General features: G+C 73.2%; 11 protein-coding genes. 7 read left to right on the top strand and 4 right to left on the bottom strand.

Features of this window, described 5'->3' with window-relative positions; translation table 11 throughout:
* Positions 1-15: 15 nt before the first annotated feature.
* On the bottom strand, positions 16-609 hold the full coding sequence (locus ACQPYA_RS26415; RefSeq protein ID WP_433529760.1) for a TetR/AcrR family transcriptional regulator: 594 nt from the start codon (positions 607-609) through the stop codon (positions 16-18).
* A 107-nt stretch (positions 610-716) separates the two neighbouring features.
* Between ACQPYA_RS26415 and ACQPYA_RS26410 the strand changes: the two genes are divergently transcribed.
* Entirely contained in the window at positions 717-2,297 is a 1,581-nt protein-coding gene (locus tag ACQPYA_RS26410) for an MDR family MFS transporter (protein WP_433529759.1), read from the top strand.
* Between the two features lie 171 nt (positions 2,298-2,468).
* On the opposite strand, the gene ACQPYA_RS26405 is transcribed toward ACQPYA_RS26410, so the two are convergent.
* On the bottom strand, positions 2,469-4,274 hold the full coding sequence (locus ACQPYA_RS26405) for a tetratricopeptide repeat protein (protein ID WP_433529758.1): 1,806 nt from the start codon (positions 4,272-4,274) through the stop codon (positions 2,469-2,471).
* 197 nt (positions 4,275-4,471) lie between these two features.
* On the opposite strand from ACQPYA_RS26405, the gene ACQPYA_RS26400 reads away from it, so the two are divergent.
* Together ACQPYA_RS26400 and ACQPYA_RS26395 are read left to right on the top strand one after the other, a co-directional pair.
* Positions 4,472-5,503 carry an SIS domain-containing protein gene (locus ACQPYA_RS26400; protein WP_433533633.1) on the top strand — a complete coding sequence of 344 codons (1,032 nt, stop codon included), beginning with the start codon at positions 4,472-4,474 and terminating at the stop codon, positions 5,501-5,503.
* A gap of 25 nt (positions 5,504-5,528) precedes the next feature.
* Positions 5,529-7,145, top strand: a complete 1,617-nt coding sequence (locus ACQPYA_RS26395) for a histidine kinase N-terminal domain-containing protein (RefSeq protein WP_433529757.1) — start codon at positions 5,529-5,531, stop codon at positions 7,143-7,145.
* A gap of 146 nt (positions 7,146-7,291) precedes the next feature.
* Here the strand turns inward: ACQPYA_RS26395 and ACQPYA_RS26390 are convergent, their stop codons facing one another.
* Positions 7,292-8,827, bottom strand: coding sequence for a glycosyltransferase family 39 protein (locus tag ACQPYA_RS26390; protein ID WP_433533632.1), 1,536 nt, complete (start codon positions 8,825-8,827; stop codon positions 7,292-7,294).
* A 393-nt stretch (positions 8,828-9,220) separates the two neighbouring features.
* Between ACQPYA_RS26390 and ACQPYA_RS26385 the strand changes: the two genes are divergently transcribed.
* Genes ACQPYA_RS26385 through ACQPYA_RS26370 form a run of 4 tightly spaced genes read left to right on the top strand, consistent with a single transcriptional unit; the run spans position 9,221 to position 12,702 of the window.
* Complete coding sequence (locus ACQPYA_RS26385) at positions 9,221-10,933, top strand: nitrite/sulfite reductase (RefSeq protein ID WP_433529756.1); 1,713 nt, start codon at positions 9,221-9,223, stop codon at positions 10,931-10,933.
* A gap of 13 nt (positions 10,934-10,946) precedes the next feature.
* Positions 10,947-11,108, top strand: coding sequence for a hypothetical protein (locus ACQPYA_RS26380; protein ID WP_433529755.1), 162 nt, complete (start codon positions 10,947-10,949; stop codon positions 11,106-11,108).
* Positions 11,105-11,869 (top strand): phosphoadenylyl-sulfate reductase, encoded by a 765-nt coding sequence (locus ACQPYA_RS26375; protein ID WP_433529754.1) that lies wholly within the window; start codon positions 11,105-11,107, stop codon positions 11,867-11,869. Before ACQPYA_RS26380 ends, ACQPYA_RS26375 begins: the two co-directional genes overlap by 4 nt.
* Positions 11,870-11,895: 26 nt before the next feature.
* On the top strand, positions 11,896-12,702 hold the full coding sequence (locus tag ACQPYA_RS26370) for a sirohydrochlorin chelatase (RefSeq protein WP_433533631.1): 807 nt from the start codon (positions 11,896-11,898) through the stop codon (positions 12,700-12,702).
* Positions 12,703-12,798: 96 nt separating this feature from the next.
* Here ACQPYA_RS26370 and ACQPYA_RS26365 read toward each other — a convergent pair whose 3' ends face one another.
* The gene (locus ACQPYA_RS26365) at positions 12,799-13,056 is read right to left on the bottom strand and encodes a WhiB family transcriptional regulator (RefSeq protein ID WP_007072794.1); all 258 of its coding nucleotides are present in this window, start codon (positions 13,054-13,056) and stop codon (positions 12,799-12,801) included.
* Between the last annotated feature and the right edge of the window lie 315 nt (positions 13,057-13,371).

Raw genomic sequence — 13,371 nt, 5'->3', positions numbered from 1 at the left:
TCGGGCCCGCGCCGGTCACTCCTTGACGGAGGGTGACCTCGCGGTGATCGCGGCGAGGAGTTCGTCGGCGACCTCCAGCGCGATCCGCTTGCGCTCGGCGTCGGTGATGTCCGGGGTGCGTACGGCGAACCAGCTGGTGTGCACCGCGAAGATGGCCAGCACGGCCCGCAGTTGGGCGCCGGGGGAGTCGTCCCCGTGGGACAGCACGGTGGCCAACCGGAACATCCGCCCACGTATCTCCCGGCCGGCGGAGAGGTTCTTCAGGGCCGTCTGGTTCTGCTCGAAGAAGCGCATCACCGACGGCTCCTCGCCGCTGAACATCGCGTCGGCGTACCGCTCGATGACCGCACGGCGGGTGGCCAGGGTTGCCGGCTGGGACTCGGCCCAGGCGATCAGCGTGTCCATCCGCTCCAGCCGGTCCTCGACCACGCTGGTGACGATCTCGTCCTTGCTCTTGAAGTGGTAGTAGAGGGCGGCCTTGGTCACGTTCAGCCGTTCGGCGACCTCGCGCAACGATGTCGCCTCGTAACCCTGTTCGGTGAAGAGTTCCAGCGCGACGGCCTTGATCCGCTCCCGCGTGCCGCCGCCTGTGCTCTGGCTCACCCGCACCACCTAGTCCGCTTGACGTCGCTTGCCGCCAAACTTACCGTGCGGCTAGTAAGGTGGCTAGCCGGACGGCAAGTAAGTGCGCCACATCTCGGGGGGAGAGTTTACCGATGGCCCAGCAAACCCAGGCTGCTGTGCGACCCAACATCCGGGTCGTGCTCTTCGGTCTGATGATCGCCATGATGCTGGCGATGCTCGACAATATGATCGTCAGCACGGCGCTGCCCCGCATCGTCGGGGAGTTCGGCGGGCTCAACCACTTCACCTGGGTGGTGACCGCGTACGTGCTGGGCACCACCGTCTCCACCCCGATCTGGGGCAAGCTCGGCGACCTCTACGGCCGCAAGGCGGTCTTCCTCACCGCAGTGGTGGTCTTCCTGATCGGCTCCGCGCTCTGCGGCATGGCCGGCTCGGGAATCTTCGGCGGCCCCGACGACGGCATGGTCCAGCTGATCGCCTTCCGGGCCGTGCAGGGTCTGGGCGCCGGTGGCCTGATGGTCGGGGTGATGGCGATCATCGGCGACCTGGTCCCGCCCCGGGAGCGGGGCCGCTACCAGGGCATGATCGCCGGGATCATGGCCATCGCGATGGTGGCCGGCCCGCTGGTCGGCGGCTTCATCACCGACCACCTCTCCTGGCGCTGGGCGTTCTACGTCAACCTGCCGCTGGGCGGCGTGGCGCTGGTGCTGCTCATCGCCACCATGCACCTGCCCAAGTACCGCACCGAGCACCGGATCGACTGGCTCGGCGCCGCGCTGCTCTCGGTCGGCATCACCGCCATCGTGCTGATCACCACCTGGGGCGGCAACGAGTACGCCTGGGCCTCACCGCAGATCCTCGGCCTCGCCGGGCTGGCCGTCGTCGCCCTGGTGGCCTTCGGGTTCGTCGAGCGGCGGGCCGTCGAGCCGATCCTGCCGCTGGGGCTCTTCGCCAACCGGAACTTCGCCCTCATCTCGGTGATCGGCTTCCTGCTCGGCTTCGCGATGTTCGGCGCGATGAACTTCCTACCGCTCTACCAGCAGACCGTCCAGGGCGCCTCGGCCACCAACTCCGGCCTGCTGCTGCTACCGCTGATGTTCGGCATGCTGGTGGTCTCGCTGATCGTCGGCCGGGCGATCACCCGCACCGGGCGGTACCGGATCTACCCGATCGTCGGCGGTGTGGTGATGGCCCTCGGGCTCACCCTGCTCAGCCTGCTGGACGTCGGCACCAGCAAGACCGAGTCGTCGCTCTACATGATCGTGCTCGGCGTCGGCATGGGCTTCCTGATGCAGACGTCGATGCTGATCGCGCAGAACAGCGTCGAGCAGAAGGACCTCGGCGCGGCCAGCGGCGCGGCCACCTTCTTCCGCTCCATCGGCGGGTCGTTCGGCATCTCGCTGTTCGGTGCCATCTTCGCCAACCGGCTCGCCGGCAGTGCGGCCGGCGGCGCGTTCAGCGGCGGGGGCGAGGGCAGCGCGGGCCTGGACATCGAGCAGCTCAAGGAGTTGCCGGCGCAGGCCCGCGAGCTGGTGCTGGGCGGGCTCGCCGACGCGATCTCGCACGTCTTCCTGTGGGCGGTGCTCTTCGCCGCGGTGGTGCCGGTGCTCGCCTGGTTCATCCGGGAGATCCCGCTGCGCACCAGCAACGAGACGCCGGCCACCCCGGAGGAGCAGGCCGAAACCGCCCTAGCCCGCTCCCCATCCGCCTGAAAGGAAGGGCCCCTTCTTAACGCCTCGCGTAGAGGAGGGGCCCCCTCTTAACAACCCGTCCGTGGCGCACGGCGCGAAACGGGCGCGCGGTGGGGAACGGGCGTGCAGTGGGGAACGGGGGCGCGGTGGGAGGAGGGTACGCGGTGCGGGGGGTAGGGCGCGCTGTCGCGGTCAGGGCATCGGGGGGCCGGGGATGCGCGGTCGCAGCGGTCGGAGCAGGCGACGCAGCAGGGCGCGTAGCCGGCCGCGCTGCCGGCCGCCGGGCACGCCCGCCAGCGACCGGGCCAGCGCGCGGGTGCCCGGGTCCAGGTCGGGGGTGGCCAGGGCCAGGTGGGCCAGCGAGGCGGCCACCGGCACCGGGCGCTCCCGGGCCGCCTCGGCCACCGTGGTCAGCCGTTCGGTGACCAACCGGGCCACATCCGGCCGGACCGCCGGATCGACCCAGGCGGCGGTCACCAGGGCGAACAGGGCCGCCTCGGTGACCTCCGCCCCGCGGGCCAGCCCCACCAGCACCCGCTGCCGGGTCGAGTCCGCCCACGGCTCGTCGGTGCGGTGGTGCAGCAGGCCGAGGCAGGTCCACACCTGCACGCAACGCACCCACAGCGTCGGGTCCTGGTCGGCGAGAACCCGGCCGAGCGCGGTCTGCGGGGCCTCGGGCGGGTGGGCCAGCAGGCCGAGCAGATCCGGCAGGTCGAGGGTGGCCAGGGCGACCGCCGCGTCGTACGCCGCCGGTGGGTGGGGCCAGGCGGGATGGGCGAGCTGCCGCAGCCGGCGCGCCGCCTCCGCCGACGGTGGCGCCGGACGGGCCACCGGGGCCAGCGTGGCCGCCTCGGCCGTGACCGGACCCGGCTCGTCCGCGGTCGGCCCCGCCTCGGCTGCGGCCGCCCCCGATTCCCTGGCGGCGGGCCCCGTCTCCGCCGTGGTCGGCTCCAGCTCTCTGGCGGCCGGCCCCGCCTTGATACCGGTGGGCTCCGGCTCCTCGGCGGCCGGTGCGGCGGGGGTCAACTGCCCCAGCCACGGACGGCCGCGGCAGCACTCGGCAAGGTCGCCGTGCTCGTGTGAGTCGTCCGGGTTGTCCCGGATGAAGTCGGCCAGCGCGACCAGGTGACGTACGTCTCCGTCGCGTTGGAACCGTAGCCGGTGTGCGGTGTGCACCGCGCAGTCGAAGGACGGGTTGCGGGCCAGTGCGCGCTCGATCCAGCCCAGCGCCTCGTCGAGCCGGCCGTGGTCGGCCAGGGTGCCGGCGATGTCGGCGTAGACCGCCAGGTCGTCCGGGTCGTGGTCGACGGCGCGGCGCAGCGCGGCGAGCGCCTCCCGGGTCCGGCCGGCGCTGCGCAGCGCGTACCCGAGCCAGACCTCGCCCATCTTCGACGGCGCCGCGCGTACGCTCCGGCTGGCCCAGCGGACCGCGAGCGGGACCTCGTCCACCCGCCGGGCCAGCGCGGAGGCCGTGCCCAGCAGCAGGCTGTGCTCGGGGTGGACGGTGACCGCGTTGCGGGCCAGCGTCAGGTACGCGGCCAGCGCGGCCCGGTCGGCCGGCGGCACCGGATCGGGCGCGGCGGCGCAGACCTGCATCAGGACCCGGGCCGCCTGGTCGGGGCCGATCCGCTCGGCCAGCTCGGGTGAGGTCACCCAGGGCACCCCCGCCCAATCCGCGCCCGGCGCGTTCGCGGTGGCGGCGACCAGCAGGTCGAGCCCTTCGGCGGGGCGGCCGGCCGCGGCGAGCAGGTGTGCCCGGGCGACCACCGCGCCGATGAAGGTCTGGTGTTGTAGGGGGAAGAGACCCAGCCCGCCGTCACCGCTGGCTGCGGCCAGTTGGGCGAGGGTCTCGTGTACTTCGGGCAGGGTGGGTGCCCGGGCCAGCGCGCCCGCGACATGGTCGGCGGCGTGCGCCAGATCGCCGGAGTCCAGGGCCCGCCGGGCCAGGTCCAGTTCCTCCGTTGCCGGCAACGCCCGGTCGTCCGTTCCCTCGGCCACGTCGTCCTCTCACTGGTCGGTACCAACGGTTGCGCGGTGAGGTCGGGTCAGCGTAGGCGACGATGCCCAGCTTTGGTGATCATCTGCGCACTACTGCTCGTTCAATTGCTCAGACAGGATCAAAGGTGCAACACTGAGCAGCAAACGCGCGGGAATCGCGCAGGGGAGGAGCTTCTGTGACGCGCCCAGGGGGCGGCATGGCCGCCGACATCGACGAGCAGCCGGCGGGCTACGAGCGACTGCTCTCCACCGACCACGCCGCACCGATCGCCCGGGTCGCGGCGGCCGTCGCCGCGCGCCGTCCGCGGCACGTGGTGTTCACCGCGCGGGGCACCTCCGACCACGCCGCGCTGTACGCGGCCTACCTCACCGAGATCCGCCTCGGCCTGCCGGCCGGGCTCGCCTCGCCGAGCGCGATCACCCTCTTCGGCGCCCGGCCGGATCTCTCCGACGCGCTGGTGGTCGGGGTCAGCCAGAGCGGCGGCTCGCCGGACCTGGCCGAGGTGCTCCGGGTGGCCCGGGACGCCGGCGCGCTCACCCTCGCGGTCACCAACGCGCCCGACTCCCCGCTGGCGGCCACCGCCGCGCTCTCCGTGGACATCGCGGCCGGGCACGAACGGGCCGTGGCGGCCACCAAGACCTACACCGCCGAGCTGCTGGCCCTGCTCATGCTGGTCGAGGGGATCCGGGCCGGCGACGGCGTACTGCCCGACGAGGAGCGCGCCGCCCTGGCGGCCCTGCCCGAGCTGGCTGCCCGTACCCTCGCCGACCCCGTCCCGGCCCAGCTCGCGCCGCGCTACCGGTTCGCCGCCCAGCTCGTCACCACCGGCCGGGGGTACGCGTACCCGACCGCGCGGGAGGCCGCGCTGAAGCTGATGGAGACCTCGTACCTGCCGGCGCTGGCCTTCTCCGGCGCCGACCTGCTGCACGGCCCGCTTGCCATGACCGACCCGGACGTGCCGGTGCTGGCCGTGGTCGGCTCGGGTCCGGGCGGGCGGGCGATGGGCGAGGTGCTGCCCCGGCTCGGCGAGCGCCGCGCCGACGTGGTCGTGGTCGGCTCCGCCGAGGTCGAGGGGGCCACCCGGATCGCCGTGCCCGAGGTCGACGAGCGCTACGCCCCGCTGCTGGACATCCTGCCGTTGCAGCGGCTGGCCCTCGCGCTGGCCCTGGCCCGTGGCGAGGACCCGGACGCGCCCCGAGGGCTGAAGAAGGTCACCGCGACGATGTGACCACCGGCGTGGCACGCTGGTCGGCGTGTCAACGCTGCGCGACCTCGCCGAGGAGCACACCCGTCTGCGCCCGGCCGACATCGACCACCTGCACCGCATCGCCGGTGACTGGCAACTGCTGTCCGACCTCTCCTTCGCCGACCTGCTGCTCTGGGTTCCGGTGGACGGGGAGGGCAGCTTCCTCTGCGTGGCCCAGGTCCGTCCCACCACCGCGCCCACCGCCTACCAGGACGACCAGGTGGGACGGATCGTCGGTGGCCCGGAGGTGGCACACCTGGAGGTCGCCTACGGGCAGGGGCGGATCTGGCGGGAGGGCGACCCGGTCTGGTACGGCGACGTGCCGGCCCGGCACGAGGCGATCCCGGTGCGGCTGCGTGCCGCCGACGGCGAATCCGGCGAGGTGATCGCCGTGGTGGGCCGGGACACCAACCTCTCCACCGCGCGTACCCCCAGCCAGCTGGAGCTGAACTACCTGACCACCGCCGACGACCTGGCGCAGATGATCGCCGACGGCACGTTCCCGCCGCCCCGGCATCCCGGGGAGACCACCTCGGCGCCCCGGGTCGGCGACGGGCTGGTGCGGCTCGACGCGGGTGGCAAGGTCACCTACGCCAGCCCGAACGCGCAGTCGGCGTACCGGCGGCTGGGCTACGCCTCGCACCTGGTGGGTGAGGATCTCGCGGCGCTGCACCGCCGGCTCGCCAACGACCCGCTGGAGGGCACGGAGGCCGGGAACGGCATCCTCGCCGCGCTACGCGGCGAGGCGCCGCCCCGGCGGGAGATCGACGCGCGCGGCGCGACCATGCTCACCCGGGCCCTGCCGCTGATCCCCGCCGGAGTGCCGATCGGCGCGCTGGTGCTGGTCCGCGACATCACCGAGGTACGCCGTAGGGACCGCGCCCTGATCACCAAGGACGCCACCATCCGGGAGATCCACCACCGGGTGAAGAACAACCTCCAGACCGTCGCGGCGTTGCTGCGTTTGCAGGCCCGCCGGGTCGCCATGCCCGAGGCGAGGGTGGCGTTGGAGGAATCCGTACGCCGGGTGGCCTCGATCGCGCTGGTGCACGAGACGCTCTCGATGTCCAGCGACGAGGCGGTGGAGTTCGACGGGATCGTCGACCGGGTGGCCAGCGCCGCGACCGAGGTGGCGGCGACCGAGGTGACCGTCGGGATGCGCCGTACGGGCAGCTTCGGCGTGCTGCCGGCGGAGATCGCCACGTCGCTGGTGATGGTCCTCAACGAGTTGTTGCTCAACGCCGTCGAACACGGCTTCCCGCCCGCCGGCGAATCCGACGACTTCCCGCCTGCCGGGGTAACGGCCGGGGGTGGGGCTGCGGCTGACCCGGCGGCAGCCGACGGGGCAAACGGGGTGGGGATGCCTGCGGTCGATGGGCAGGCCACGGCGCCCGAGGTCGTGGTGTCGGCGCACCGGTTCCGCAAGATGCTGCACGTCACGGTCGCCGACAACGGTCGAGGGCTGCCGGCCGGGTTCGAGGCCGAGGGCGGCGCCAAGCTCGGGTTGCAGATCGTCCGCGCCCTGGTCACCGGCGAACTGCGCGGCAGCATCGAACTGCGCCCCGGGGCCAACGGCGGCACCGAAGCCCTCCTCATCGTCCCCCTGGCCCGCCCCACCCCCTGACCCCACGCCCTGACCCCGCCCCTGCGCCCGTCCGGGGGCGATCCGTCTCCCCACCCGGTTGATCAAGAACTTTGCGTCATTCGCCCCGGGGCGTCGTGACACAGACCTCTCGATCAACTCCGGCGATGGCGGTGTGGGCTGGGGGGTCAGTGTTGGCGGGTGAGGAGGGCGACGGTCAGGCCGGGGCGGGGCCAGAGGTGGGTGACGGTGAAATCGGCGCGCAGCGCGTCGCCCTTGGCGCCGGGGATGGCCGTCAGCGGTTCGGTGCGGCGGCCGGCCACCACCAACCAGACCCGGTCTGTGCCGGCCAGGCACGCGGCCGGCTGGTCGCACTCGGCGGCCCACAGGTCGCCCCGGCGCTCAGGATTCTCGGTCGCCAGCACGTCGTGCGGGACCTGTTCGCCCAGGTGGTAGCGGAGGCCGAGGTCGAGGAAGAGCCAGCTGTCCCGGGGTGAGTAGACCACCGCGTCGCCGGGGCGCTGGCCGTCCGCGACGATCTGTGCCGCGCCCCGGTAGTCGACGGTCGCGGTGCGCGGCCACTCGTGGGTCCGCCGCAAGGTGACCTGGTCGGGCAGGCCGAGTAGCCCGGCCAGGGCCACCACGACGAGTGCCGCCGGCAGCCGCACCGCCGTCAGGGCCGCGCCGGCCAGCAGGCAGCCGAAGGGCACCACGAAGACCAGGTAGCGGGGTACCCACAGCGGGACGACCAGCCCGGCGGCGAAGAGCAACAGCACCGGGAGCAGGACGGCGGCCACGGGCAGCAGCGCGCGTCGGCCGAGCCGCCCCGCGCCGAGCGCGGCGAGCGCCACCAGCATGCCGCCGACCAGCGCACTCTGCGCCAGGCCGCCGGCGAGGCCGGCCAGGTCGCCGAGCCGGGCGGAGTCCACCCAGGCCAACTGGCGGGACCGTTGGCCGCGGGCGAGCAGTGACAGCGGGGCCAGCAGCAGCGCCACCGGCACCAGCGCGAGCAACCAGCACCGGAACGGCCCGAGCCGGCCGGTGCGCAGGTGGCTGGGGTCGGGGCGGGTGGTGCCGACCTCGGAAGCAGTTCCGGCGGCGCCGGGTCCGGGCGGGCCGGCGGTGGCCGTATCGGCGGTTGGCGGCGGCGGGTTGGCGACGACTCGGGCGAGCACCGCGACGGCGTGGGCGGCGAGCAGGGTGAGGGCGATCAGGTGGGTGAGCCCGAGGGCGGCGATCGTCACGCTGTACCCGGTCCAGCGCCGCCAGCCGGGGCGGCGCAGCGCGTCGACCAGGAGCAGGGTGCTCAGCACGGCGAGGGCGGTGGCCAGGGCGTACGGTCGGGCCTCCTGGCCGTACCGGGAGGTGCCGGGGAGCACCGCGAAGAGCAGGCCGGCGAGGGCGCCGAGGCGGGTGTGCGACAGCCGCTGCCCGAGTACGGCGGTCAGCCCGGCCGCTGCCGCCATCGCCAGCGCGGACGGCAGGCGCAGCGCGGCCACCGAGTCGCCGACCACCGTCACCCAGGCATGCATGAACAGGTAGTAGGGGCCGGTGGCGGCGTCGATGGTGCCGGCCAGCCGGAGCAGCGCGGGCACGCCCCGGGTGGCGGCGCTCCAGGTCGCCAGTTCGTCCCGCCAGGGTTGCGCGGCGTCCAACCCGGTCAGCGTCACCGCCAGGGTCACGCCCGTCGGCACCAGCCACACCGGCAGCGACCGCAGGCGCATCCCGCTGAGCCGGACGCCCCGCCGGGCGCTCGGGATTGACCTATCGGACAAATCCCCCATGTCGTGAGCCTGCCACACGGTCGCGCTCCGGGTGGCGGCAGCGACCGCCCGTGATGTGGGATCGAGCACGCGCTCATTGGCCGCTCCGCATCAGGTGTGGCAGCATGACGTTCATGACTGCCGCCGTAGTCCGCTTCTTCGTGGCCCGACGCCACGTCGACTACGGCCGCGTGCGCAGCGCCATCTGTCCGGCCCACTGACCACGCCCGACCACCCTGCCTCGGGCACGCAGCGCGCCGGCCGCCCACGACATCGCCGTCCACGGCCCTCCGGGAGCCGGTCGTCGCGTCCGCGTACCCAACTGAGGCACCGCAGACAACGGAGGACGCCGCGATGGCGGTCAGTGAGATTCCGGCCCGCCCCGGGGACCCCTCGGCCCGCCCCGTACGGGCACCTCGCCACGCCCGGGGCGAAGGCCAGTGGGCGCTCGGGCACCGTGAGCCGCTCAACCCCAACGAGCGGAGCAAGAAGGACGACAACCCGCTCAACGTGCGGGAACGGATCGAGAACATCTACGCCCACCGGGGCTTCGCCTCCATCGACCCGCAGGATCTGCGTGGCCGGTTCCGCTGGTGGGGCCTCTACACCCAGCGGAAGGCGGGCATCGACGGCGGGCGCACCGCCGTGCTGGAGCCGCACGAGCTGGAAGACGAGTTCTTCATGCTGCGGGTACGCGTCGACGGCGGCCAGCTCGACCTGGCGCAGCTGCGTACGATCGCCGAGATCTCCCGGGAGTTCGCCCGGGACACCGCCGACATCACCGATCGGCAGAACATCCAGTACCACTGGATCCGGGTCGAGGACATGCCGGAGATCTGGCGGCGGCTGGAGTCGGTCGGGTTGCAGACCACCGAGGCGTGCGGCGACTGCCCCCGCATCGTGCTGGGCAGCCCGGTGGCCGGGGTGGCCGAGTCGGAGCGGATCGACGCCACGCCCGCGATCGACGAGATCGTCCGGCGGTACGTCGGCGACAAGCAGTACTCCAACCTGCCCCGCAAGTTCAAGTCGTCGATCTCCTGGCTGGTGGACACCCCGTACCAGGCGAACGACATCGCCTTCCTCGGCGTCGACCATCCCGAGCACGGCCCCGGCTTCGACCTCTGGGTCGGCGGCGGGCTCTCCACCAACCCGATGCTGGCCCAGCGGCTCGGCGTCTGGGTGCCGTTGGCCGAGGTGCCGGACATCTGGGCCGGCGTGGTCGGCATCTTCCGGGACTACGGCTACCGCCGGCTGCGCCACCGCGCCCGGCTGAAGTTCCTGGTCGCCGACTGGGGCGTGACCAGGTTCCGCGAGGTGCTGGAGAAGGAGTACCTCGGCCGGACGCTGCTCGACGGGCCCGCCCCGGAGCTGCCGGAGAAGCCGGTCGACCACATCGGCGTGCACGCCCAGCGGGGCGGCCGTAACTACGTCGGCGCCGCCCCGGTGGTCGGCCGGGTCTCCGGCACCCAGCTCGCCCAGCTCGCCGACGTGGTCGAGGCGCACGGCAGCGGCCGGGTACGGCTCACCCCGTACCAGAAGCTGCTGGTCCTCGACGTGCCGCCGGAGCGGACGGAGCCGCTGGTCACGGCGCTGCGCGGGATCGGTCTGGAGGCCCGCCCGTCGGCCTGGCGGCGCGGCACCATGGCCTGCACCGGCCTGGAGTACTGCAAGCTCGCCATCGTCGAGACCAAGGCGCTCGGCGAAGACCTGGTGGCCCGGCTGGAGCAACGGCTGCGGGACTTCGACACCGACATCTCCATCCACATCAACGGCTGCCCGAACGCCTGCGCCCGCACCCAGGTCGCCGACATCGGGCTCAAGGGCCAGCTGGTGACCGGCCCGGACGGCCGCCAGGTGGAGGGCTTCCAGGTACACCTCGGCGGCGGGCTCGGCATGGCCGAGGGCAGCACGGCCGGCTTCGGTCGCAAGCTGCGCGGCCTGAAGACGACCGCCGAGGAGCTTCCCGAGTACGTCGAGCGGCTGGCCCGGCGCTATCTGGCCGGCCGCACCGAGGGCGAGACGTTCGCCAACTGGGTGATCAGGGCCGACGAGGAGCTACTGCGATGAGCGAGGTGACGCGATGAGCAGCGAGACCCGGGCCGCGCCGCTGTACTGCCCGTACTGCGGCGAGGAGGACCTGCGACCGAGCGAGACCGGCCACGGCGCGTGGGAGTGCCACGCCTGCGCCCGGGTGTTCACGGTCCGCTTCACCGGCCTGCTCTCCCGGGCGGTGACCCGGTGAGCATCCTGGTCTCCGCCGTCGGCCTCGGGCTGGTCGGCACCGACGCCGCGACCCCAACCGGTCCCGACCGGCGGAGCCCCGCCGAGCTGCGCGAGCTGGCCGAGCGCGCCGGCCGGGAGCTGGAGGGCGCGCCCGCGCTGGAGATCGCCCGGTGGGCCGCGGAGACCTTCGGCAACCGGTTCTGCGTGACGAGTTCGATGGCCGACGGGGTCCTCGCCCACCTGGTCTCCCGGGTGGCGCCCGGGGTGGACGTGGTCTTCCTCGACACCGGGTTGCACTTCCCGGAGACCCTCGCGGTCCGCGACGAGGTGTCCCGCACGCTGCCGGTCAACGTCCGGTCGATCCGGCCGCGGCTCACCGTCGGCCAGCAGGACGGCGAGTACGGGCCGCGGCTGTTCAACAAGTCACCGGACGAATGCTGCCGGCTGCGCAAGGTGGAACCGCTGGAGCGGGCGCTCGCCGGCTACGACGCGTGGGCCGCCGGCCTGCGCCGGGACGAGTCGCCGACCCGTGCCAACACGCCGGTGGTGACCTTCGACGCCCGTCGGGGCAGGGTGAAGGTCAACCCGATCGCGGCCTGGAGCCAGGCGGACGTGGACGCCTACATCGCCCGCTGGAACGTGCCGGTCAACGAGCTGTTCCGGCGCGGCTACGGCTCGATCGGCTGCTGGCCCTGCACCCGGCGGACCAGGGCCGGCGAGGATCCGCGCGCCGGCCGCTGGGCCATGTTCGAGAAGACCGAGTGCGGTCTGCATCTCTGACCGAACGGGCGGGTCCGCCCGGCGGCCTGGTCCGGCCCGAGGGGTACGGGCCGGGCGGTGACCCGGTGCTCCTGGTCGCCCATGGCAGCCGCGACCCGCGGGCGGCCGACGCGACCAGGGCGCTGGCCCGGGCGGTCTCGGCCGCCCGACCCGGCACGCCGGTGCTGGCGAGTTGGCTAGACCACACCGCGCCCGGTCCGACGCAGGTCCTGCGTCAACTGACCGCCGCGGGGCATTCCCGGGCGGTCCTGGTGCCGGTGCTGCTCACCTCCGCGTACCACCGGCGGGTGGACATTCCGGCGGCGGTGACGGCCGCGCGGGAGCCCGGGCCGCCGATCCGGGTCCGGATCACCGACGTGCTCGGCCCGACGACGGCCGGGGTGGAGCCGGCGCTGCTGGCCGGGTTGCGGCGGCGGTTGGCCGAGGCGGATCCAGGCCGTTTCGACGCGCTCGTGCTGGCTGCGGCGGGCACCAGGGACGCGGCGGCGCGGCGGTCCGTCGGCCGGGTGGCCGCCGCGTTGGGCGCGGCCCTGAACACCCCGACCCGGGTGTCGTACGCCTCGGCGGCACCGCCGGGTGTCGGCGCGGCGGTGGCCCGGCTGCGGGCGGCCGGCGCGCGCCGGGTGGCGGTGGCGGCCTACTTCCTGGCTCCCGGGCTGTTCCACGACGCGGTGACGGCGTCCGCGCGCCAAGCCGGCGCAGTCGCCGTGGCACCCCCCCTGACGGACGCCCCCGAACTAGTCGAGCTGGTGCTAGACCGCGTCGACGCCGCCACCCCCACTCGTGTTGATCATCAGGTTGCCGGCGTTTTCGATCTCCGACTCCGCCGCTAACCTCATGATCAACGTGGGCGGTGGGGTGGGGGTGGGAAGCAGGACGCCCCGGCGGGCGTGGGCCGGCCGGGGCGTATCGCTGTGGTGGGTGGTGGATCAGGCGGAGTGAGCTCGCAGCACACGCAGGCCGCCGCGACGCTTGACGGCGCGCCGCTCCTCTTCGCTCATTCCGCCCCAGACGCCAGCGTCCTGACCGGACTCCAGCGCCCACTGCAGGCACTGGTCGGTCACGGAGCAGCGCCGGCAGACGGCCTTGGCCTGCTCGACCTGCAGGAGAGCCGGACCGGACGTCCCGATCGGGAAGAACAGTTCCGGGTCCTCGTCGCGGCAGACAGCATGGTGACGCCAGTCCATGGCGGCAACACTCCTCATTCTGGATGGGTGGCAGATATTGCTGGTTGGTGCTTTTCCTATATGCGTCCGCAATGCCGACGGTGACGGTTTGCATCCGTCAATTCGGCAGTGCGTGAGCAGGCTGTTAGCCCCGGGGGCCTGCTGGAACGTCTCAACCTGCCGAGCATATCCAGGCAATGTCCCGGTAACTCAAGTTCGCTTGTGAATACTTTCACGAACTCACCCAATGTCAAGGGTGGCGCTCGGAAAAACTCCGTGCGGTGAGCAAGCCCACAACCCTTTTGTCCGGGTTCCAGATCACTCCGGCTACCCGGC

It is taken from the genome of Micromonospora sp. CA-263727, from assembly GCF_050942455.1.
Taxonomy (GTDB): Bacteria; Actinomycetota; Actinomycetes; order Mycobacteriales; family Micromonosporaceae; genus Micromonospora.
This window is presented reverse-complemented; position numbering and strand designations above follow the sequence as displayed.

What these genes read in the sequence shown, in the direction of transcription:
- ACQPYA_RS26385 (WP_433529756.1), top strand. Translation starts at nt 9,221, where the DNA reads ATGGCGGTCAGTGAGATTCCGGCCCGCCCCGGGGACCCCTCGGCCCGC.
- ACQPYA_RS26365 (WP_007072794.1), bottom strand. Translation starts at nt 13,056, where the DNA reads ATGGACTGGCGTCACCATGCTGTCTGCCGCGACGAGGACCCGGAACTG.
- ACQPYA_RS26390 (WP_433533632.1), bottom strand. Translation starts at nt 8,827, where the DNA reads ATGCGCCTGCGGTCGCTGCCGGTGTGGCTGGTGCCGACGGGCGTGACC.
- ACQPYA_RS26410 (WP_433529759.1), top strand. Translation starts at nt 717, where the DNA reads ATGGCCCAGCAAACCCAGGCTGCTGTGCGACCCAACATCCGGGTCGTG.
- ACQPYA_RS26380 (WP_433529755.1), top strand. Translation starts at nt 10,947, where the DNA reads ATGAGCAGCGAGACCCGGGCCGCGCCGCTGTACTGCCCGTACTGCGGC.
- ACQPYA_RS26400 (WP_433533633.1), top strand. Translation starts at nt 4,472, where the DNA reads ATGGCCGCCGACATCGACGAGCAGCCGGCGGGCTACGAGCGACTGCTC.